This is a genomic window from Sphingosinithalassobacter tenebrarum, assembly GCF_011057975.1.
Lineage (GTDB): Bacteria > Pseudomonadota > Alphaproteobacteria > Sphingomonadales > Sphingomonadaceae > Sphingomonas > Sphingomonas tenebrarum.
Map to the genome: position 1 here is coordinate 56,865 of NZ_CP049109.1, position 21,630 is coordinate 78,494.

The window sequence follows — 21,630 nt, forward strand, 5'->3', positions numbered from 1 at the left end:
TTCGCCGGTCGATGCCGGCCGTTGCCATTGTGTCGTTTCGAAAGTCGACGCGGTCCGCCCGGCGCCCGAGCGGACGGACTCATCGTCGATGTGTGTTACTATACTCATACACCAATGCGGGTGGCAAGCGTTTTTTGCATTGTGGCGCGCCACCCCTGTTCGCAGGCGCAACGAATGGTTAGACCCGGCCCCGCACGAAACAAGGTCAGGGGGGTCGTGACCGATGGCCGGACGGCATGACAATTATCGCCCGCTCAACGTCCCCAAGCCGGTGGCCGACGATATCTGGATCGTCGATGGACCGTCGATCGGGTTCAACATGCTGGGGTTCAGCATCCCCTTTCCCACACGGATGACCGTGGTGCGGCTGCCCGATGGCGGGCTGTGGCTGCATTCGCCAATCGCATGGCATGACGGGCTGGGCGCACGACTCGCCGATATCGGGCCGGTCCGCCATCTGGTGGCGCCCAACACCATCCATTACTGGTATCTGCCCGACTGGGCGAAACGCTATCCCGAGGCGCAGGTGCACCTCGTCCCCGGCCTGCCCGAAAAGGCCAAGCGCCCGATGCCCGACGGCCTGCCGCTTACCGAGGAAGCACCCGAGGCATGGGCCGGCACGATCGACCAGTTGCTGGTGTGCGGCAGCATCTTCAACGAAGCCGATTTCTTCCACCGCCCCAGCCGCACGCTGATCCTCACCGACCTGATCGAGAATTTCGAACCCGAACGGGTCCATCCCTGGCCGCTGCGCAAGCTGATCCAGTGGGTCGGCGCGGCCGCCCCGAAGGGCAGCACGCCCAGGGACATGCGGCTGAGCTTCCTGCGCCACCGCAAACAGGTGCGCGCCGCGGCGAAGCATATGCTGGAATGGGAACCCGAACGGCTGATCATGGCGCACGGTGCCTGGCATGCCGAGGGCGGGAAGGAAGCGCTGCGCAGGGGCTTTCGCTGGGTGCTGTAACGAAATCCCTGTCCTACAGGCGGGCATCCGTGCCATCCCGGGTGCATGGCGGATCGTGTAAAATCGCTCCTCGCGCGCACGCACGCGCACATGCGCGCCCGGTCGCGCGCGCGTTACGTCGTGACCCGGTGCGAACTTGGCACGTATTTCCGCCATTTTCGGGGAAGGGAACCCAAAGCCGGGTTCGCGCCTTCCTAGGACACGTCCGTACCGCTGAAGGAACCCCATGTCCCGCCGTTCGCCTGCAAAACTCGAAGTCCGCAATGCCACGCCCGCCGATATTCCCGGCATCCTCAAGCTGATCGGCGCCGTCTATACCGGAGTCGAGAATTACACCGCCGGCATGATCCGCGGCCAGATCAACAACTTCCCCGACGGCCAGTTCGTCGCGCTCTATGAAGGCGATGTCGTCGGCTATTGCGCATCGAGCCGGATCGACGAGGAAGTCGCGCTCGCACCGCATGACTGGGAATCGATCTCGGGTAACGGCTTCGGCAGCCGCCACGATCCCACCGGCGACTGGCTGTACGGATTCGAGCTGGCCGTCGCGTCGCGCCAGCGCGGGCTGCGCATCGGCAAGCGCCTGTATGAAGCGCGCCGCGCCCTGTGCGAACGGCTCGACCTGAAGGGCATCGTGTTCGGCGGGCGCATGCCCAATTACCGGCGCAACATGCGCAAGGTGGAGAGCCCAGAGGATTATCTGGAGCAGGTCAAGGAAGGGAAGCTGCGCGATCCGGTGATCGGCTTTCAGCTTTCCAACGGCTTCACGCCGATCGGCGTGCTTCACGACTATCTCGACGAGGACAAGCAGTCGCTGGGCAATGCCGCGCACATGGTGTGGCGCAATCCCTATGTCGATCCCGACGAGCCGCCCGCCCACCGCGTGCCGCGCGACATCGAAAGCGTCCGGCTCGCCACTTGCCAGTTCCAGGCGCGGGCGGTGCAGGATTTCGACGAGTTCATCCGCAACGTCGAATATTTCGTCGATGTCGCGGCGGGGTATCAGAGCGATTTCATCGTCTTCCCCGAACTGTTCACGCTGTCGCTGCTGTCGTTTGAAAAGCGCGACCTTTCGCCCGCGGAGGCGATCGACAAACTGACCCAGCATCGCGAACCGCTGGTCAAGGCGCTGTCGCGGCTCGCGCTCAGCTACAACATCAACATCATCGGCGGATCGCACCCCAGCCGCACCGACGACGGCGACATCCAGAACGTCGCCTATGTCTGCCTGCGCGACGGATCGGTCCATGCCCAGGAAAAGATCCATGCGACGCCCAACGAAGCCTATTGGTGGAAGATCAAGGGCGGCGACAGCGTGGACGTGATCCAGACCGACTGCGGCCCGATCGGCGTGCTGATCTGTTACGACAGCGAGTTTCCCGAACTCGCGCGCCGCATGGTCGACGAAGGCGCGCGGATCATCTTCGTTCCGTTCTGCACCGACGGGCGCCACGGATATATGCGCGTGCGCTATTGCGCACAGGCGCGTGCGATCGAAAACCAGTGTTTCGTGGTGATGAGCGGCAATGTCGGCAATCTGCCCGGCGTCGAGAATATGGACATCCAATATGCGCAGAGCGCGATTCTGACGCCGTGCGACTTCCCCTTCGCGCGCGACGGGGTAGCGGCGGAGGCCAGCGAGAATGTCGAAACGCTGACGATCGCCGACGTCAATTTGGCCGACCTTACCTGGGCGCGGGCCGAAGGCACGGTGCGCAACCTGACCGATCGGCGATTCGACCTGTATCGCATCGACTGGGAACAGAGCCCGCGCGGCGGCCAGCAACAGCCGAGCGGGCACCCGATGGGGCAGCAGGGGCCCGGCGGGGGATGAGCCCGCGCGCTAGATTCCGCCGGGCGGCGCCGAGGCCATTCGCTCGGCCATCGCGATATTGCCCTGCATCGCCGCCAGCGACATGGCGCTGTTGCCCGCGCCGTCCTCGATCGTGGGATCGGCGCCCTGGCGCAGCAGCAGGTCCACGATTTCCTTGCGATCGAACATCGCGGCGGTCATCAGCGCGGTCTGCCCATCCGCATTGCGCGCATTCACGTCGGCGCCCGCGTCGATCAGCAGCCGGGCGATTTCGACATGGCCCTTGAACGCCACACCCATCAGCGCGGTATTGCCGCCCTCACCGTCGCCGCCGTCCAGCCGCGCGCCGGCCGAGACCAGCGTGTGGGTCGCCGCTTCATGCCCGTTGTAGCTGGCCAGGATCAGCGCGGTATAGCCGCGTTCGTCGCGCGCCTCGATGTCCGCGCCGGCGCGCAGCAGCGCCGCGATCGTATCGGCGTCGCCGAGCGTTGCCGCGTCGAACCATCGCCGGACCAGATCCGGGGAGGTTTGCGGGTGCAGCTTGCGAAGGTCGGACATGACGCCTGCAATATCGCGAATCGATCGCAAAGAATAGCGCGAAGCAACGCGAACCAACGCGACCGCATACGCCATTTTGCTTCCCTACGCCGGTCGCAATGCCTATATACTCGGCATGGCAACTCCTCCCGCAGACGCACCCAAACCCAATGACTACGGCGCTTCCTCGATCAAGGTCCTCAAGGGCCTCGACGCGGTGCGCAAACGCCCCGGCATGTATATCGGCGACACCGATGACGGTTCGGGCCTCCACCACATGGTGTTCGAGGTTTCCGACAATGCGATCGACGAAGCGCTCGCCGGCCATTGCGACCGCGTCCTGATCGAGCTCAACGCCGACGGATCGGTGTCGGTTGAGGATAACGGCCGCGGCATTCCGACGGACATCCACAAGGAAGAAGGCGTCTCGGCCGCCGAAGTCATCATGACTCAGCTCCACGCGGGCGGAAAGTTCGAGAATACGTCCGAAGGCAATGCCTATAAGGTGTCGGGCGGGCTGCACGGCGTGGGCGTCTCGGTGGTCAACGCGCTTTCCGAATGGCTCGACCTTAATATCTGGCGCGACGGGCAGGAGCATTATATGCGCTTCCGCCACGGCGACGCCGAAGCCCCGCTGAAAGTGATCGGCGAGGCGGTCGACGAAAACGGCAACCCCAAAAAGGGGACGCGCGTCACCTTCCTGCCGAGCCCGGCGACCTTCAAGATCACCGAATTCGATTTCGACAAGCTGGTGCATCGCTATCGCGAGCTCGCCTTCCTCAACTCGGGCGTGCGCATCTTCCTGCGCGATCGCCGGCATGAGGAAGTGCAGGAAATCGAACTCTACTACGAAGGCGGCATCGCGGCCTTCGTCAAATATCTCGATCGCAACAAGACCGCGCTGATTCCCGATCCGATCGCAGTGGTCGGCGACAAGGACGATATCGGCATCGACGTCGCGCTCGAATGGAATGACAGCTATTACGAGAACGTCCTCTGCTTCACCAACAACATCCCCCAGCGTGACGGCGGCACGCATCTCGCCGCGTTCCGCGCGGCGCTGACGCGCACGATCAATGCCTATGCCGACAAGTCGGGGATGCTGAAGAAGGAGAAGGTCAGCCTTACCGGCGACGATATGCGCGAAGGGCTGACTGCGATCGTTTCGGTCAAGCTGCCCGATCCCAAGTTCAGCTCGCAGACCAAGGACAAGCTGGTCAGCTCCGAAGTGCGCCAGCCGCTTGAGAGCCTGATGAGCGAGAAGATGTCCGAATGGCTCGAGGAGAATCCGAACGAGGCGCGGATGATCATCCAGAAGGTGATCGACGCCGCCGCCGCGCGCGAAGCCGCCAAGAAAGCGCGCGAGCTTACTCGCCGCAAGGGCGTGATGGATATCGCGTCGCTGCCCGGCAAGCTCGCCGATTGCCAGGAGCGCGATCCCAGCAAGTGCGAACTCTTCCTCGTCGAGGGCGATTCGGCGGGCGGATCGGCCAAACAGGGCCGCGACCGGCATTTCCAGGCGATCCTTCCGCTGCGCGGCAAGATCCTGAACGTCGAGCGCGCGCGGTTCGATCGCATGCTCAGCTCGAAGGAAATCGGCACGCTCATCCAGGCGATGGGCACCGGCATCGGCCGCGACGATTTCAACCTCGAAAAGCTGCGCTATCACAAGATCGTGATCATGACCGACGCCGATGTCGACGGCGCGCATATCCGCACGCTGCTGCTGACCTTCTTCTATCGCCAGATGCCCGAGATCATCGAGGCGGGGCATCTCTACATCGCGCAGCCGCCGCTCTACAAAGCCTCGCGCGGGCGCAGCGAAGTGTATCTGAAGGACAATGCCGCGATGGACCAGTATCTGGTCGAGCACGGCATCGGCAATTCGGTGCTCGAAACGCCGCAGGGCACGCGCGCGGGCGACGATCTGCTCGCGCTGGTCGAACATGCCCGGCGCATGCGCACGCTGATGCGCTATATTCCGCGGCGCTATGATCCCGCCATTGTCGAGGAACTGGCGATGGGCGGGGTGCTCGATCCCGAAATCAACCGCGACGTGCGCGCCGAACGGCTCGCCCGCGTCGGCGCGGCGCTCGATCGCACCGACGCGGATGCGCGCTGGACCGCCGAACTGACCGAAGCGGGCAGCTTGCACTTCAAGCGGATCTGGCGCGGCGTGACAGACCACCATGTCATCGAAGCCAGCTTCCTGACATCGGCCGAGGCACGCAAGCTGCACGGCCTTTCGCAGGAACAGGCCGAGGCCTATGCCGGCGTCTCGAAGCTGATCCCGGCCAAGAACGCCAGCACCGAAGAGCCAGAGGAAGTCGCCGAGGGCGAGGAAATCCCGGTGACGGCGGGCAAGGGCGAAGTGCTGGTGTCGCGCCCCAGCCAGTTGCTCGACGGCGTGCTCGCCGCGGGTCGCAAGGGGCTGTCGGTGCAGCGCTACAAGGGGCTGGGCGAAATGAATGCCGAGCAGCTTTGGGAAACCACGCTCGATCCGACCAACCGCTCGATGCTCAAGGTCGCGGTGGACCAGGCCGATGTCGCCGACGAGATCTTCACGCGGCTGATGGGCGACGTCGTCGAACCGCGCCGCGAGTTCATTCAGGACAATGCGCTGAGCGTCGCCAATCTGGACGTGTGATCGCGGCAAAGGGGGGATGACATGCTGATCGCAACGCTGGCGCTGTTGAGCGCGGCGCCCGCAGAGGCGGCGCCCGCGCCGCAGCCGGAGACATTCGCAACGGTCCGGGCGGAAGACCCGGAGCGCTTGGCCGAAGCATTCTTCTCGGCATGGAGCAGTTCGGGAACCGATGCGGCGCTGGAAATCGTCAACAACGGATTCGCCGCCGTCGCCGGAGCGGGCGCCCCGGCGGAACGCTTTCGTCCCAATATGGAGGCCGCCGTTCGGGCCTATGGCAAGGTTCAGAAATGGGAAAAGATCAAAAGTGAGCCGCTGGGCACGCTGCTTCGGCGCGACACCTATCTGGTGCAGCACGCCCATTTCGTGACGATCTGGAAGTTTGTCTTCGGCAACACCGACGAAGGCTGGGTTATCCAGTATTGGGAGTTTTCCGACCAGTTCGGCGAAAACTGGGTGGCGCTGTAGACAGGCCGGGCCTTTCACGCTTCGGAAAGGGGATGCCGCTATAACCAAGGCATGGGTTTGTGCGGGTATCTTGGCATGAAACTGCGTTTTCCGGTCGTGTTGCTTTCGGCGCTTTTCCTGTCGGCTTGCGGTGGATCGATGGTGCCGTCGGCACCGAACAGCGCCTCGCATTTCACTGCCGACGGGATCGCCAGCTATTATGGCGACGAATATCAGGGGCGGCTGACCGCCAATGGCGAACGCTTCGATCAGAACAAACTGACCGCGGCGCACCGGACCTTGCCGTTCAACACGGTCGTTCGCGTCACCGACCCTGCCACCGGCCGTCAGGTCGCGGTGCGGATCAACGATCGCGGCCCCTTCGTCCCCGGCCGCGTGATCGACCTGTCGCGCGCCGCCGCCGAACGGCTGGGCATCCTCCAGCGCGGCGTCGCGCCGGTGCGGCTCGAAATCCTCGACTGACCGAAGGTCCGCGCCGCGCAGGATCGTGGCGAAACCGGCAATGTCGTGCTATTGCCCCATCGGACGGCATGACGTCACATCGGGGGAGTTTCGATGCGGATATTCGGCGGCCGCAAGCGCGTGCTGGCACTGACGGCGGGAGTCGCGATGCTGAGCGCGGTGTCGATGGCACAGATGCAGCCGCTGACGCCCGGATCGGTGATCGATGCGGTCGAACGCCTCGAAGCGGGCGATTTCCTCTGGGCGCCGCAACTCGCGCCGGAAGGGCCGGTGCTGGTGGTCGTCAATCTCGCGACGCAGCGGCTGGTGGTCTATCGCAACGGCGTGCCGATCGGCGTTTCGACCGTTTCTACCGGCAGGCCCGGCCATCGTACCCCGGTCGGCGTGTTCACAATCTTGCAGAAACGTGTCCGGCATTTCTCCAGCACCTACAACAACGCACCGATGCCCTATATGCAGCGGCTCACCTGGCGCGGCATCGCGCTGCACGGCGGCAACCTGCCCGGCTATCCCGCTTCGCACGGGTGCATCCGCCTGCCGCATGAATTCGCGCCGCTGCTGTTCGGTGCCACGGATCTGGGCATGACCGTGGTGATCACCGATCGCGATGAAATGCCGCGGCTCGGACCGGCCCCCGATTTGTTGCAACAGGCCGGGCTTCCGGCACCGGCGATGGCAGGGGAGACGCGCTGGCAGCCCGAAGTTTCGCCGACCGGGCCAGTTTCGATCGTGGTGAGCGCGGCGGACCGGCGCGTGATCGTGCTGCGCAACGGCATCGAGATCGGCACGGCGCCGGTTACGATCGCCGAGCCGGTGGAGCGGGTCAGCGCCTATGCGCTGCAATCGATCGACGCGTCGGGCTATCACTGGCTGCGCGTACCGCTCCCGGGGGACGAAACCGACCTGGCCCTGACTGCAGACGCGGAAGAGGGGGAACGTTTCCACGTGTCGGACGATTTTCGACGTGCGGTCGGCACGGTGGCCGTGCCCGGAACGACGGTGGTGGTGATGCCCGATTCACTAACGCGCGGCGCGACGGGCACGCCGATGACCGTGATCGAGGACGAAACCGCGCCGACGGGATGAACCGCAACTCGGTTCGATGACGGCGGTGCCATTGACCCGGGAGTTTTTGCAATGCAGCAAGAAGCGATGGCTGCTCGTCCACCGATCGCGAACAATCCCGACATCCGGTTTCTCGGACGCCTGCTGGGCGATGTGATTCGCGGCTATGGCGGCGAAGAGTTGTTCAAGCGCATCGAATATATTCGCGCCACGTCGGTCGATCGGCATCGCGGCGTCGCGGGGGCCCATGCGATCGATCCGGGGCTCGACCGGCTGACGCTCGACGAGACGCTCGATTTCACGCGCGGATTCATGCTGTTCTCGATGCTGGCCAATCTCGCCGAGGACCGGCAGGGGCTTAGCGTCAAGGAAGAAGCCGATATCGACGGCACGCTGGCCGCGCTTGCAGAGCATGGCATTGATCGCAAGGCGGTGCTGGCGCTGCTCGACCACGCGCTGATCGTACCGGTGCTCACCGCGCACCCGACGGAAGTGCGCCGCAAGTCGATGATCGACCACAAGAACCGCATCGCCGAGCTGATGGTGCTCAAGGATCGCGGGCTCGAGGAAACGCCCGACGGTGACAAGATCGACGAAGCGATCCTGCGCCAGATCGCGCTCTTGTGGCAAACGCGCGTGCTGCGCCGGGAGAAGCTGGGCGTTTCGGACGAAGTCGAAACCGCGCTTTCCTATCTGCGCGACGTGTTCCTGCCCACGCTTCCGGCGCTCTATTCGCAATGGGATCGCGCACTGGGCGAACGCACCCCCAGTTTCCTGCGCCCGGGGAGCTGGATCGGCGGCGATCGCGACGGCAATCCGTTCGTCACTGCCGAATCGATGCGCAACGCGCTGGCCCGCGCCTGTGAAACCGTGTTGGTCCATTACCTCCAGTCCGTCCACGCGCTCGGCGCGGAGCTGTCGATCTCGGCCACGCTCGCCGATGTCGATCCGGCGGTAATCGCACTGGCCGAAGCAAGCGGCGATACCGCGCCCAGCCGCGAGGACGAGCCATATCGACGGGCCATTTCGGGGATTTACGCGCGGCTTTCCGCCACGCATCGCGCGCTGGTCGGCAAGGAGCCGCCACGCCCTTCGACATTGCCGGGCGAGCCCTATGCGACGCCGGGCGAACTGCGCGACGATCTTACCGCCATCGCCCGCGCGCTTGCCGATCACGCCGGTGGCACGCTGTCGACCGGCGGCAAGCTGGGACGGCTGATCCGCGCGGTGGAAACCTTCGGCTTTCATCTCGCTACGCTCGACATGCGCCAGAACAGCGCGGTGCATGAGCGTGTCGTTGCCGAACTGCTCAAATGGTCAGGCGTCGAATCGGACTATCTCGCGCTCGACGAGGATGCGCGCGTCGCGCTGCTGCGCCGCGAGCTCGCCAGTCCGCGCCTGCTGACCAGTCCCTATGCCGAATATTCGGACGAGACCGCGAGCGAGCTCGCCATCGTTCGCGAAGCCGCCGCGAGCCATGACAAATATGGCCGGGCGTGCATCACCAACTACATCGTTTCGATGTCGGAATCGGTGTCCGACCTGCTCGAAGTCCATGTGCTGCTCAAGGAAGCCGGGCTATACGTTCCCGGCGAGGAACCGCAAGCGCACATCATGGCGGTGCCGCTGTTCGAAACCGTCGCCGATCTGGAGGCGGCGCCGGAGATCATGTCGCAATGGCTCTCGATGCCCGAAGTGCAGGCGATCAACGCCGCGCGCGGGCATCAGGAAGTGATGATCGGCTATTCCGATTCGAACAAGGATGGCGGCTACCTCACGTCGACCTGGCAGCTTTCGCGGGGATCGACCGCGCTGGCGCCGGTGTTCGAACAGGCCAATGTGTCGATGCAGCTCTTCCACGGGCGCGGCGGCGCGGTGGGACGCGGCGGCGGATCGGCCTTTGCGGCGATTCGCGCGCAACCGCCGGGAACGGTGCAGGGCCGCATCCGCATCACCGAACAGGGCGAGGTGATCGCCGCCAAATATGGCACGCGCGCCAGCGCCTCGGCCAATCTCGAGACGATGACGTCGGCGACGCTGCTCGCCAGCCTCGAACCCGAAAAGCTGAGCCAGCCCGATTACGAGCGGTTCTCGAGCGCAATGGACCAGCTTTCGGACGCGGCGTTCCGCGCCTATCGCGGGCTCGTCTATGAAACCGAAGGCTTCAAGACCTTCTTCCGCCAGATGACACCGATCAGCGAGATCAGCGGCCTCAAGATCGGATCGCGTCCGGCGAGCCGCAAGAAATCCGACGCGATCGAGGATCTGCGCGCGATCCCCTGGGTGTTCAGCTGGGCGCAGGCGCGGGTCATGCTGCCCGGATGGTATGGCGTCGGGCAGGCGATCGAGGCCTTCCCCGACAAGGGGCTGCTGCGCGAAATGGCTGCCGGCTGGCCGCTCTTCGCCGCTACGCTCGACAATATGGAGCAAGTGCTTGCCAAGTCCGACATGGGCATTGCCCAGCACTATGCCGCGCTGGTGGAGGATCGGGACATGGCCGAAACCATCTTCGGCCGGATCCGCGGCGGATGGCAGGCAACGCACGACGGATTGCTGACGATCACGCGCCAGACGCGCCTGCTGGAAAGACACCCGCGGCTCGAAGCGTCGATCCTCCTGCGCCTTCCCTATATCGAGCCGCTAAACCTGCTGCAGATCGAATTGCTCAAGCGGCATCGCGCGGGTGAGGACGACCCCCGGATCGGCGAAGGCATCCTGTTGTCGATCAACGCCATCGCGACTGCGCTGCGCAACAGCGGCTGAACGGCGTCAGGCCTCGAGGAAGGGCGCGGCGATATCGTCGCGTACCCGCATCAGTCTTCCGCTTTGCCGGTCGATCAGCGCCCAGGTGGTCTTGGCCTCGACGCGAACGCGGCCATCCTCGCCGGTGAAGCGCATGTGGCGATCGAATCGCGCGCCGCGCGGCGGCTCCTGCACCCAGGTTTCGGCAGTCACGGTCTCGCCCGCCCGAACATTGCCGCGATAATCGATCTCGTGCCGCGTCACGACCCAGATATAGGCCTCACGATGCTCGGGCGGCGCGACCGCGTTCCAGTGCGCCACCGCGACATCCTGAATCCAGGCGACCCAGACGGCGTTGTTGACGTGCCCCAATTCGTCGATGTCCTCGGGGCCGGCCGTGATCTGTCTGGTAAAGCGTGTCATGCCGCCAGCATAGCGTGCGCGAAGTCCGGTGCTACTCGGCAACGCTTTCATTGCCGAGAATCTCGGCAACCGCTTCCGTTTCCTCGCGCGCCGGATGCGCGTCGAGGTCGCTCGACCAGATACGCCAGCTGCGATCCTCCTCGGTCGTTCCGGGAATTTCGGCATTGCGGTGGAGCGTTACCGGGCCCTGCAGGCGGAAGGGGCGGTCTGCGTCCTTCAGCGTGCCGGTCACGACCACCGGGATGGTGACGTAGCGATTGCCCGCTCCGGCATCGATCCGACCCGGCGTGCCGATTTCGGCCGAATAGCTGCGGTATTTGGCGAAGCCGGCGCCGAATTCCTCGACGCTCATGCCCGATCTGGCGCCGCGATCGTCCCATAGTTGCCACGCGGCGCTGTAATCGCCTTGTCCGATTGCGGCAAAATAGCGCACCAGGACGTCCACGGCCGCTTCCGCACCGGCCGCGTAGGCGTCGGATCCGGTTTGCGCTGGAACGCCCGGTACCTCGCCACCGGCATTACCCGTGACGCCCGCCGCCGCAACCGCTGCAACGGAATCCATGCCGTTGGCCGGGACGGCGTTTTCCTCGCTTGCCGGTTGCTGCGAACAGGCTGCGACGAGAAACAGGATCGGCAAGGCAATCGGACCGCGCATCTTTTCCCCCGGCAAGGTAACTTCGGGCACGAACGCGGCCTGGCGTTCATGCGTTCCGGCTCAATAGGCCATTGCGGGATTGCCGACAAAGCCGAGGCTCAAGATCGCGTAACGCTGCACGACGTCAGGGTTCGAGCGCGCTTTCATCGCTCGGATCAAGCGCGGCACGCAATTCGGACCCAGAGACGTCCTTGTTGTCGTAGTCGGCCTGGATCTCGTCCTCTTCGCGATCCTCGACATCGAGCCGAGACGCAGGATTTTCCTGCGCGAGTTCGGCGTCGAACATCTCGCCCGAGGCGTCTTCCTCCTCATTGTCGATCTCTTCGCCGTAATCGGGATCGAGATCGGTCTGGGTGGCGCCGTCATTGGGGCCGCCGCGCGTGGTTTCGAGATATTCGGCACGCTGGCTTTCGTCATAGCCGTCTTCGTCATAGCCGTCGTCGCCGGGGCCGCGCCCCGACACCTGATGACCGCCCATGGCAAACCTCACATATTGCTTCCGCCGCCCGATTGCGCCGGTGGGATTCGAACGGGGCAGTCCCGAGTCGCGTTCCCCGCGATGCGACGAAATGCCGGTCAATTGTGCCGGAACAGCCGCCCCTTTTCGGTGATCAGGATCGCGGCGAGCGCGACCAGCCCGAAAAGGACGAATCCAATAAACAACGGCACAGTGGTCCCGTCGAAGAACTGCCCGGTAACCGCCCCGCCGATCGCACCGCCCAGAGTCATAACGAAGCCCTGGAAACTTGAGGCAGTGCCCGCGATCGGCCCCATATTCTCCATCGCCATCGCCGAGAAATTTGCATTGGCAAGGCCGAAGCACGCCATCAGCACCGCCTGGAGCAGCGTGAAGCTCCACAGCGTCTCCTGCCCGAACGCAGCGAGCACCAGATGGCCCGCGGCAATGCCGGTCATCGCGAGCAGCGCGGTATGCGAAATGCGCCGCGTGCCGAAATGCATCACGATCCGCGAATTGACGAAGCTGCTGACCGACATCGTGCCCGCGACCGCGCCGAACACGACGATCAGCAGGTCGGGACGCTCGAATATGTCGAACACGATCTGCTGGATCGACGCGATGAACCCGAACAGGCCCGCGGCCATTGCCGTGCTCGCAATGGTATAGCCGATCAGATAGCGATCGCGCGTGACGCGGCGATACCGCGCGATCAGACCGCGCAGATCGAGGCTCGATCGCGCTTCGGCATGATGGGTTTCGGGCATGCGCAGCAGGAACCAGACCAGCGCGAGCAGCGTCAGCAACCCGATGCCGTAGAAGATGAAGCGCCAGTTTCCGGTGAGCGCCAGCACCGCCTGTCCGAACGCCGGAGCGAGGATCGGCGTCGCCATGAACAGCATGAAGGCGAGGCTCATCACCTTCGCCATTGCCCGGCCCGAATAACAGTCGCGCACCACCGCCACGATCACCACCCGCGCCGCGGCAACCGAAGCGCCGCTCGCCGCGCGGGCCAGCAATATCGCAGTGAAGCTGCCCGATACCGCGCAGGCAATACTCCCCAGCACATAGGCGAGCAGGCCGATCGCCAGCACCGGCTTGCGCCCGAACCTGTCGGACAAGGGGCCGTAGATCAGATGGGCGAGACCATAGCCGATCAGGAAGGCGGTGATGATGAACTGGCGCTCGTTATCGCCGGGAATGTTGAGACTATCTCCGATCGCAGGCAGCGCGGGCAGCATCGCATCGATGCCCAGCGCGGACAGGCCCATCATCATCGCGACGATCGCAACGAACTCGCCAAAGCGAAGCGGCGCGCCATCCCGGGGGGCGGCGGTGACAGGCGTGGCAGGCTGATCCATGCCGCTGCCAATGGCCGATAGCCGGCACCACGTCACCCCCTAACTCGGTGCCGCCCGCTCTTTTGTTGACGTTCGCCGCGAATGGCCGTAGTGTATTGTACTGATAACACGCTTATGGAGTTGCCCGATGATCCGCCCCGCGCTTCCGCTGGTCCTTCTGCTGCCGCTCGCCGCATGCGGAATGGGCGACGACGAATCGACCGAGGGCAACGCCACGACATTCTCGATCCACGCCCAGTCGGACGAAGGCAACACCACGATCACGGGCGACGGCGGCAAGGTGGGGATCCGAATCCCCGGCTTCGAGGGAACGATCGACATCCCCGGGTTCCAGCTGAAATCCGACGATCTCGATATTGACGGCGTCAAACTCTATCCCGGCACCACGATCACGCATTTCGGCATCCGCGCCGATGATCGCGGCAATCGTGACAGCGGTTCGGTCGATTTCGAATTCGTCAGTCCGGCAGGGCGCGAAGCGGTGGTCGAATGGTTCCGCGAACGCTTTGCCGAAGAGGATATGACGGTCGCGCAGACAGAGCAGGGCTTTACCGGAACGACCAGCGATGATGATCACTTCACGCTGACGCTGACCGCCGATGGCGACGAAAAAACCCAGGGGAAATTCACAATAGGCGACTGACCTTGTGAGGCGGTAGCGGCGCGGGGTATCCTAGGCTTTTGACAAGCCTCCCCGTTGGAGTCGCATTCATGCTCGATACCCCGCTCGCCGAAGTCCCGCTGGTCAGTCTGTCGCAGGCCGATACCGATCCCGATGGATTCGCGCAGGCATTCGGCGATTCGTTCAAACGCTTCGGATTCGCGATGATCCGCGATCATGGCGTGCCCGACGACCTGATCGACCGCGCCTGGGCGCTCACCAAGGCGTTTTTCGATCTCCCCGAAGCCGAAAAGCGCAGCTATTTCATCGAAGGCCAGGGCGGCGCGCGCGGCTATACGCCGTACAAGACCGAAATCGCCAAGGGCGCCGAACATGTCGACCTCAAGGAATTCTGGCATATCGGCCGGGAGATTCCCGAGGGGCACCGCTATTCCGACGTGATGCCGCCCAATATCTGGCCTGACCGGCCCGAAGGGTTCCGCGAAACCTTCCTCGAGATGTTCGCGGCTTTCGATCGTACCGGCGACCGGCTGCTTTCGGCGATCGCGCGCTATCTCGATCTCGCGCCCGACTGGTTCGATCCGGCGGTGAAGGACGGCAACAGCATCATGCGGCTGCTCCATTATCCGCCCGTCTCGGCCGATGCCCCCGAAGTGCGCGCGGGGGCGCATGAGGACATCAACCTCATTACGCTGCTGCTCGGCGCCGAGGAAGCAGGGCTCGAACTGCTCGACAGGGACGGCCAGTGGCTGCCGGTCAAGCCGCCCGAAGGCGCGATGGTGGTCAATGTCGGTGACATGCTGCAGCGGCTGACCAACCATGTCCTGCCCTCGACCAGCCACCGCGTCGTCAATCCGGCGCCCGAACGGCGCGGCCATTCGCGCTATTCGATGCCCTTCTTCCTGCATCCCGCGCCCGATTTCATGCTGACGGCGCTTCCCCAGTGTGTGACCGAGGAAAATCCGCTGCGCGACCCGCCGATTTCCTCGCACGACTATCTGATGGAGCGTCTGCGCGAGATCGGGCTGACGAAATAGTCGGTCCCTGGCGCGTCCGCACACGCAAGATTTGCAATGCGCAGCCTGCCCGCCTAACCGGCTCGCCGTCAGATTGAGGAAGGCTTGCCGATGACCGAACCGCTGCGCGTTGCACTTGCCGGACTGGGAACCGTGGGCGCGGGCGTCGTCCGGCTGCTCGAAACCAATGGCGAGCTGATCGCGCGCCGCGCCGGGCGCCCGATCGAAGTCGTCGCGGTTTCCGCGCGCGATCGCAGCAAGGATCGCGGCATCGACATTTCGGGCTTCGACTGGGTCGACGACCCCGCCGAGCTCGCGCGGCACCCCAAGGCCGATGTGATCGTCGAACTGGTCGGCGGATCGGACGGGCCTGCGCTGGCGCTGGCCCGCGCCGCGCTGGGCGCGGGGAAGAATTTCGTCACCGCCAACAAGGCGATGGTCGCGCATCACGGCCTCGAACTCGCACGTGCGGCCGAAAGCGCCGGCGTCGCGCTCAAATATGAAGCCGCGGTCGCGGGCGGCATACCCGTCATCAAGGGGCTGCGCGAAGGCGCGGCTGCCAATGCCATCGACAGCGTCTATGGCATCCTCAACGGCACCTGCAATTTCATCCTTTCCAAAATGGAAGCCGAAGGCCGCGACTTCGACGATATCCTCAGCGAGGCGCAGGCGCTGGGCTATGCCGAGGCCGATCCCAGCTTCGACATTGACGGCATCGACGCAGCGCACAAGCTGTCGATCCTCGCCAGCCTCGCCTTCGGGGCGAAGCCCTCCTTCGACGATGTGGTGATAACCGGTGTGCGTCACGTGATCGCCGCCGACATCGCCGAAGCCGCATCGCTGGGCTATCGCATCCGCCTGCTCGGCATTGCCGATGCCTCGGGCGGCGGGCTGATGCAGCGCGTCCACCCCTATCTGGTGCCGATGGACCATCCGATGGCGCATGTGCTGAGCTCGACCAACGCCGTCGTCGCCGAGGGCAATTTCGTCGGCCGCCTCTTCTTCCAAGGCGCGGGCGCGGGCGACGGACCGACCGCGAGCGCGGTCGTCGCCGACCTGATCGACATCGCGCGCGGCGAATTCGGCCCGCCCTATGCGATGCCGGTCGATTCGCTTGCCGCGATGGCACCCGCCGATACCGGCGAGCGGCGCGGACGCGACTATCTGCGCTTCACCGTGGCGGACAAGGTCGGTGTACTTGCCGAAATCGCCGCCGCCATGCGCGACGCGGGCGTTTCGATCGAGAGCCTGATGCAGCGCGGCGCGATGCCCGACGGCAGCGTGCTCGTCGCGATCGTCACCCATGAAGGCCCCGAACGCTGCGTCGCCGCCGCGCTTGAAAAGCTGCGCGGCTCGCCGAGCCTGGTGGGCGAGCCGATGTGGATGCACATATTGGAAAATTAGGGTACGAGCGGCCGGCGAACCAGCTCCGCTTCGCCGGCGCTCACCTTCACCGTGACGCCCGCACTACCGCATTTGTGGAGTGTGGCGCGATACCCGCAGGGGGACAGCGAGTAATCGCGCGTCAGCCGCGCTTCGCGGGCCGGGGCCGAATCCTCCACCGACCAGGACGAAACGAGCGGGACGCACCACTGATCGGCGTCACGACGGACGCAGACCACCATCTCGCCGTCGTCGCAAGGCGCGCCGCAAGACACCGAAAACCGGGAACGTTCGCGGTAAAACGGCCATCGTCCGCTCCGCCGCCGATGCCTGCGCCACCGGGGCGCCTTGCCACAAGGTCTCCGACTCGGCGTCCTGAAGCACGACCGCTCCGGGCAACAACAGCATCGCGATCATGGCGCCCCTCATGTCGTTTCGTTCATCGGACAACATTGTCGTGGCGAAATTTCGGCACGCCGGTGGCTTGGAGTTGCCCCTTGGCGCCTGCTCCCCTATCGCCCGGAATATCAGCATCCACCGGGGGGCAAGACTCGATGCAGACGGCCAGCAATGTTCTCGACCGCGTTCTCGTTCTGGAAATGGTCCGGGTGACCGAAGCGGCGGCGATCGCCGCATCCTCGCTGGTCGGCCGCGGCGACGAGAAGGCAGCGGATCACGCCGCCGTCGAGGCGATGCGCCAGGCATTCGACACGCTCTATATCGACGGCACCGTGGTGATCGGCGAAGGCGAACGCGACGAGGCGCCGATGCTCTATATCGGCGAGAAGGTCGGCGGCGCGCCGGGCAAGGGCCCCAAGATCGACATCGCGCTCGATCCGCTCGAAGGCACCACGATCACCGCCAAGGCAGGTCCCAACGCGCTGGCGGTGTTGGCGGCGGCCGAGGAAGGCTGCCTGCTCAACGCACCCGACGTTTACATGGAAAAGATCGCGATCGGCCCGGGCTATCCCGAGGGCACGATCGATCTGGCCAAGTCGCCGACCGAAAATGTCGAATCGCTCGCCAGGGCAAAGGGCTGCAAACCCAACGAGATCATCGCCTGCGTGCTCGATCGCCCGCGCCACGAAAAGCTGATCGCCGAGCTGCGCAAATGCGGTTGCGGCGTGATGCTGATCCCCGATGGCGACGTTGCCGGCGTGATCGCGACGACCAACCCGGAAACGACGATTGACATCTATATGGGCTCGGGCGGCGCGCCTGAAGGCGTGCTTGCCTGTGCCGCGCTGCGCTGCGTCGGCGGCCAGTTCCAGGGCAAGCTGCTGTTCCGCAACGAAGACGAGCGCGCCCGTGCGCGCAAATGGGGCATTGACGATCTCGATCGCATCTACGCGCTTGAGGATCTCGCCAAGGGCGACTGCATCTTCGCGGCGACCGGCGTGACCGATGGTTCGCTGCTTCACGGCGTCAAGCGCATGAGCGGACGGATGACCACCGAAAGCGTGGTGATGCGCGCCAGTTCGGGTACGGTGCGCTGGGTGAAGGGCGAACATCGGCTTTGATCGCCGTCGCGCTTCTCGTCGTCGCGCTGATTGCACTGGCCTGGTCGGTCAACGCCGATCTCGATGAGTTCCGTCGCTTTCAGGCGATGGAATATACGCACAAGCGCCAGCAGATGTACCTCTGGTGGGTATTCAAATATTTCCTGCTGTTCGTCGGCATGGGCGTGGGCGGATTGGCGCTGCTCGGGCAACTGGGCAGTCTGTGGACCTTGCCGGAGGAATTCTCGCCGGCTTCCGGTGTGCTGCCGGCGATGGAAGGCGGCATCACCTGGATCGTCGCCGCCGCGGTTATCGGGGCGATTCTGGCCGGTGGCGTGATCGGCGGGGTTATCGCAGCGCGTCAGATGCCGCAGCCGGGCATTCCGCGCGGAGTCGATTCGCTGCTTCCGCGCAACGGCGGCGAAAGCTGGCGTACCATGCTCCTCTCGATCAATGCCGGTGTCGGCGAGGAAATCTTCTTTCGTCTCTATCTGCCGCTGCTGCTGATCGCGGTGGGGCTGAGCGCCGTTCCCGCATTTGCCGTCGCCATCCTGCTCTTCGCGCTGTCACACGCCTATCAGGGCGCCGTCGGCATCGCGGTCACCGCCGTGATCGGCATATTGCTGGCACTCGCTTACCTGGCAAGCGGCAGTCTGTGGCTGGTGATCGGCATCCACATCGCGCTCGATCTCAACGCGCTGGTGCTGCGCCCCTCGCTCGCGCGGCTGATTCAACAGCGCGGCAGCAAGACCTGACCCTGCGGAGTGAATCAGGCGAGCGCACGCACTTCCTCGATGAAGCGGGCGAGCGAAATCGGCTTGGTGACATAGGCATTGGCCCCCGCCGCACGGATCCGCTCCTCGTCCTCATGCCCGGCATAGGCGGTGACCGCCATCACCGGCAGCGCCTTGAGCGCGGCGTCGCCCTTCATTTCGCGGATCAGGTCGACACCGTTCACATGCGGCATCTGGATATCCATGACGACCAGGTCGGGTGCGAAATCGCGCGCGCGCGCGATAGCTTCGCGCCCGTCGCTCACTGGCTCCGCGACATAATCATGCGCGCGCAGCAGATCGCAGAACAGCTTCAGATTGAGTTCGTTGTCCTCGACAACGAGCACCCTTTTTGCCACGCGGCTCACCCATGAAGTTTCTACCTTGTCTAGGCGATGGGCGCGGCAGTGACAAATGAAGACGCCTTCATCCTGGCGCTTGGCGCCCTGCGCTGGATCGTCGCCGATGGTCCGCGCTGCGACCGGTTGTTCGGCGTGACCGGCCTCACGCCTGATTCGCTGCGGTCCGGTGCCGGGGAGCCGGCGGTACTCGCCGCGCTGCTCGCCTTTCTCGAAGCGCATGAACCCGATCTGATCGCCTGCGCCGAAGCCATGAATGTCGCGCCCGAAGAACTGGTCCGCGCCCACGCCCTGCTGGAGGCCATGTGAATACCGAGCCGAAACCGCTGCTGATCACCGACTGCGACGAAGTGCTGCTCCACATGGTCCGCCATTTCGGCGATTGGCTGGACGAGGAACATGGCATCGACTTCCTGATGGAAGGCGGCGATTTTTCGCGCGCGATGCGGCGGCGATCCGACGGCAGCTTCGTCACCGGCGCGGAAATGCCCGAAATGCTCGGCGGCTTCTTCCCCGACCAGATGCACCGGCAGACACTGGTTCCGCATGTCCGCGATGCACTGGAAGCGCTTTCCCACATCGCCGAAATCGTGGTGCTCACGAACCTGCAGGACCATTGCCGCGAACATCGCATCGCACAGCTCGCCACCCACGGCATCGTCCATCGTGTCGAATGCAATCAGGGAGGCAAGGGCGATCCGGTAGCGCGGCTGGTGGCCGAACATGGCGATCCGGTAACGGTCTTCGTCGACGATCTTGCCGTCCACCACCAGTCGGTGGCGGACCATGCGCCGCACGTCCATCGGCTCCACATGGTCGCCGAACCGGCACTGGCGCGGCACGTCCCCCCAGCCCCGGCCGCACATGCCCGAATCGACGACTGGCACGAGGCGAAGGACTGGATCGCCGCGCGCTTTGACAACGCGCGCCCCGCAGAACCGCACAGCAACGCTTGACCGCCGGCCGAAGCCGGGGGCAATCATGCGGCATGACAGCCGCAATCGAAGCAACGCTGGCCGAACTCGGCCTTTCCCTCCCCGAAGCCGCCGCGCCCGTCGCCGCCTATCTTCCCGTCGTCGAAAGCGGCGGACTGCTCCACATTTCGGGACAATTGCCTTTCCTGGACGGCGCGGTGATGACCGGCCGGCTGGGCGAGGATCGCGACCTGGCCTTTGGTCAGCGCGCGGCGCAGGCGTGTGCGCTGATGGTCGTCGCTCAAGTCAAACGGGCACTGCAGGGTGATCTTTCGCGCGTGTCGCGCATCGTAAAACTTGGCGTTTTCGTGAATAGTGCGCCCGGTTTCATCGAGCAACCGAAAGTCGCGAATGGCGCGTCCGAACTGATGGAATCGCTATTTGGCGATTCTGGACGTCATGCCCGTAGTGCAGTCGGGGTGACGGTACTGCCACTGGGCGCTGCCGTAGAAATCGACGCAATCGTGGCAATAACTTAGGTTTTAGTCGGATCGCTGCCACATTTCTGTTGCTGCAGCGCAACAGTTATGCAGCAATCGCACACATTTCAGCGAAGTAAGTTGTGCGGAGACACCCCTTTCGGCAATCTTCTGTCGTCAGCCAAGCAAAGGCGCGCACCTTTTAGGTAGCAGACGCCAAAACGGCGACGCAGGTGGAATGTTGCACCGCAAATGAAAGGGTTACGATGCGCACTTCCCACATTCTCGTCTCGGCGGCCATGCTTCTTGGCGCCACGCCGGCTTTCGCTCAGGACACGGCGCCGCCGTCGCCGATCAGCATTTCGGGCGGCGCCGACGTCGTCAGTGACTATCGCTTCCGCGGCTTCTCGCAGACCAATGAAGAAGCCACCATCCAGGGATGGTTCCAGGTTGACGCCGAAGGCTTCTACATCGGCACCTGGGGTTCGGGCATCGGCTTCGGCAACGGCACCGAAATCGACGTCTATGGCGGCTATTCGACCAGCTTCGGCGCGATCGGCGTCGATATCGGCGCGACTGCCTATATGTATCCGGGCGTCAGCGACTCGACGATCCTCGAACCCTATCTCGGCCTGTCGACCGACATCGGCCCGGCTTCGCTGGGTGTCGGCGTCGCCTGGGCCCCGGGTGGCCAGGATTCGCTCGGCGATGACAGCGGCGTCTATCTCTCGGGTGACCTCGGCATCGGTGTGCCGACCACGCCGATCACGCTGTCGGCGCACATCGGTTATGCCAAGAGCGACAGCTTTCTCGGCGGCTTCGACGGCGAAGTGATCGACTATTCGTTCGGCGCTTCGGTCAGCTACGACGCACTGACCTTCGGCATCTCCTACGTCAACACCGATGAACCCACCACCGGCGGGTACAAGGATGCGATCGGTGCCGACGGCGCCGTGATCTTCACGCTCGGCGCGGCTTTCTAAGCAGCGCGGAC

The 21,630-nt window shown here is 64.5% G+C and carries 23 protein-coding genes; 16 read left to right on the forward strand and 7 right to left on the reverse strand.

The features are described 5' to 3' along the window. Window positions 1–223: 223 nt before the first annotated feature. The gene (locus G5C33_RS00315; RefSeq protein WP_165325387.1) at window positions 224–964 is read left to right on the forward strand and encodes a DUF4336 domain-containing protein; all 741 of its coding nucleotides are present in this window, start codon (window positions 224–226) and stop codon (window positions 962–964) included. Window positions 965–1,190: 226 nt separating this feature from the next. After that, window positions 1,191–2,798, forward strand: a complete 1,608-nt coding sequence (locus G5C33_RS00320; RefSeq protein WP_165325388.1) for a carbon-nitrogen hydrolase family protein — start codon at window positions 1,191–1,193, stop codon at window positions 2,796–2,798. Between the two features lie 9 nt (window positions 2,799–2,807). Here the strand turns inward: G5C33_RS00320 and G5C33_RS00325 are convergent, their stop codons facing one another. Continuing rightward, a complete protein-coding gene (locus tag G5C33_RS00325; RefSeq protein ID WP_165325389.1) occupies window positions 2,808–3,335 on the reverse strand; it encodes an ankyrin repeat domain-containing protein in 528 nt (175 codons plus the stop codon). A gap of 115 nt (window positions 3,336–3,450) precedes the next feature. Between G5C33_RS00325 and gyrB the strand changes: the two genes are divergently transcribed. The 5 genes from gyrB (at window position 3,451) to ppc (ending at window position 10,716) form a co-directional block, all read left to right on the forward strand. Continuing rightward, window positions 3,451–5,961 (forward strand): DNA topoisomerase (ATP-hydrolyzing) subunit B, encoded by a 2,511-nt coding sequence (gyrB, locus tag G5C33_RS00330; RefSeq protein ID WP_165325390.1) that lies wholly within the window; start codon window positions 3,451–3,453, stop codon window positions 5,959–5,961. A gap of 21 nt (window positions 5,962–5,982) precedes the next feature. After that, window positions 5,983–6,426, forward strand: a complete 444-nt coding sequence (locus G5C33_RS00335; RefSeq protein ID WP_165325391.1) for a hypothetical protein — start codon at window positions 5,983–5,985, stop codon at window positions 6,424–6,426. Window positions 6,427–6,501: 75 nt separating this feature from the next. Beyond that, window positions 6,502–6,888, forward strand: coding sequence for a septal ring lytic transglycosylase RlpA family protein (locus G5C33_RS00340; RefSeq protein ID WP_165325392.1), 387 nt, complete (start codon window positions 6,502–6,504; stop codon window positions 6,886–6,888). A gap of 93 nt (window positions 6,889–6,981) precedes the next feature. Next, window positions 6,982–7,974, forward strand: a complete 993-nt coding sequence (locus G5C33_RS00345; protein WP_165325393.1) for a L,D-transpeptidase — start codon at window positions 6,982–6,984, stop codon at window positions 7,972–7,974. A gap of 66 nt (window positions 7,975–8,040) precedes the next feature. Then, window positions 8,041–10,716: a phosphoenolpyruvate carboxylase gene (gene ppc, locus G5C33_RS00350; protein WP_165325394.1), complete on the forward strand. Its 2,676-nt coding sequence runs from the start codon at window positions 8,041–8,043 to the stop codon at window positions 10,714–10,716. A 6-nt stretch (window positions 10,717–10,722) separates the two neighbouring features. Here ppc and G5C33_RS00355 read toward each other — a convergent pair whose 3' ends face one another. The 4 genes from G5C33_RS00355 to G5C33_RS00370 form a co-directional block, all read right to left on the reverse strand. Beyond that, window positions 10,723–11,118: an acyl-CoA thioesterase gene (locus G5C33_RS00355; protein WP_165325395.1), complete on the reverse strand. Its 396-nt coding sequence runs from the start codon at window positions 11,116–11,118 to the stop codon at window positions 10,723–10,725. Between the two features lie 31 nt (window positions 11,119–11,149). Continuing rightward, window positions 11,150–11,773 (reverse strand): hypothetical protein, encoded by a 624-nt coding sequence (locus tag G5C33_RS00360; RefSeq protein WP_206518604.1) that lies wholly within the window; start codon window positions 11,771–11,773, stop codon window positions 11,150–11,152. 124 nt (window positions 11,774–11,897) lie between these two features. Continuing rightward, entirely contained in the window at window positions 11,898–12,263 is a 366-nt protein-coding gene (locus G5C33_RS00365) for a DNA primase (protein WP_228275140.1), read from the reverse strand. 86 nt (window positions 12,264–12,349) lie between these two features. Continuing rightward, window positions 12,350–13,591 (reverse strand): multidrug effflux MFS transporter, encoded by a 1,242-nt coding sequence (locus tag G5C33_RS00370; RefSeq protein WP_165325397.1) that lies wholly within the window; start codon window positions 13,589–13,591, stop codon window positions 12,350–12,352. A 127-nt stretch (window positions 13,592–13,718) separates the two neighbouring features. On the opposite strand from G5C33_RS00370, the gene G5C33_RS00375 reads away from it, so the two are divergent. From G5C33_RS00375 to G5C33_RS00385, 3 genes are all read left to right on the forward strand, one after another. After that, window positions 13,719–14,234, forward strand: a complete 516-nt coding sequence (locus tag G5C33_RS00375) for a hypothetical protein (RefSeq protein WP_165325398.1) — start codon at window positions 13,719–13,721, stop codon at window positions 14,232–14,234. Between the two features lie 68 nt (window positions 14,235–14,302). Continuing rightward, window positions 14,303–15,250 carry an isopenicillin N synthase family dioxygenase gene (locus G5C33_RS00380; RefSeq protein WP_165325399.1) on the forward strand — a complete coding sequence of 316 codons (948 nt, stop codon included), beginning with the start codon at window positions 14,303–14,305 and terminating at the stop codon, window positions 15,248–15,250. A 90-nt stretch (window positions 15,251–15,340) separates the two neighbouring features. Beyond that, on the forward strand, window positions 15,341–16,633 hold the full coding sequence (locus tag G5C33_RS00385) for a homoserine dehydrogenase (RefSeq protein WP_165325400.1): 1,293 nt from the start codon (window positions 15,341–15,343) through the stop codon (window positions 16,631–16,633). On the opposite strand, the gene G5C33_RS00390 is transcribed toward G5C33_RS00385, so the two are convergent. Continuing rightward, window positions 16,630–16,854, reverse strand: coding sequence for a hypothetical protein (locus G5C33_RS00390; protein WP_165325401.1), 225 nt, complete (start codon window positions 16,852–16,854; stop codon window positions 16,630–16,632). The two genes, G5C33_RS00385 and G5C33_RS00390, sit on opposite strands and share 4 nt — an antisense overlap. A gap of 312 nt (window positions 16,855–17,166) precedes the next feature. Between G5C33_RS00390 and glpX the strand changes: the two genes are divergently transcribed. Both glpX and G5C33_RS00400 read left to right on the forward strand, forming a co-directional pair. Continuing rightward, window positions 17,167–18,132: a class II fructose-bisphosphatase gene (glpX, locus tag G5C33_RS00395; RefSeq protein WP_165325402.1), complete on the forward strand. Its 966-nt coding sequence runs from the start codon at window positions 17,167–17,169 to the stop codon at window positions 18,130–18,132. Continuing rightward, window positions 18,129–18,866 (forward strand): CPBP family intramembrane glutamic endopeptidase, encoded by a 738-nt coding sequence (locus G5C33_RS00400; RefSeq protein ID WP_165325403.1) that lies wholly within the window; start codon window positions 18,129–18,131, stop codon window positions 18,864–18,866. Before glpX ends, G5C33_RS00400 begins: the two co-directional genes overlap by 4 nt. A 14-nt stretch (window positions 18,867–18,880) precedes the next feature. On the opposite strand, the gene G5C33_RS00405 is transcribed toward G5C33_RS00400, so the two are convergent. Then, a complete protein-coding gene (locus tag G5C33_RS00405; protein ID WP_165325404.1) occupies window positions 18,881–19,243 on the reverse strand; it encodes a response regulator in 363 nt (120 codons plus the stop codon). A 48-nt stretch (window positions 19,244–19,291) separates the two neighbouring features. Between G5C33_RS00405 and G5C33_RS00410 the strand changes: the two genes are divergently transcribed. The 4 genes from G5C33_RS00410 (at window position 19,292) to G5C33_RS00425 (ending at window position 21,619) form a co-directional block, all read left to right on the forward strand. After that, window positions 19,292–19,552 carry a DUF3572 family protein gene (locus G5C33_RS00410; RefSeq protein WP_407698056.1) on the forward strand — a complete coding sequence of 87 codons (261 nt, stop codon included), beginning with the start codon at window positions 19,292–19,294 and terminating at the stop codon, window positions 19,550–19,552. 53 nt (window positions 19,553–19,605) lie between these two features. Further along, on the forward strand, window positions 19,606–20,199 hold the full coding sequence (locus tag G5C33_RS00415) for an HAD family hydrolase (RefSeq protein ID WP_206518676.1): 594 nt from the start codon (window positions 19,606–19,608) through the stop codon (window positions 20,197–20,199). A 32-nt stretch (window positions 20,200–20,231) separates the two neighbouring features. Continuing rightward, a complete protein-coding gene (locus G5C33_RS00420; protein ID WP_165325407.1) occupies window positions 20,232–20,696 on the forward strand; it encodes a RidA family protein in 465 nt (154 codons plus the stop codon). A gap of 206 nt (window positions 20,697–20,902) precedes the next feature. Next, on the forward strand, window positions 20,903–21,619 hold the full coding sequence (locus tag G5C33_RS00425) for a TorF family putative porin (RefSeq protein ID WP_165325408.1): 717 nt from the start codon (window positions 20,903–20,905) through the stop codon (window positions 21,617–21,619). Window positions 21,620–21,630 lie beyond the last annotated feature (11 nt).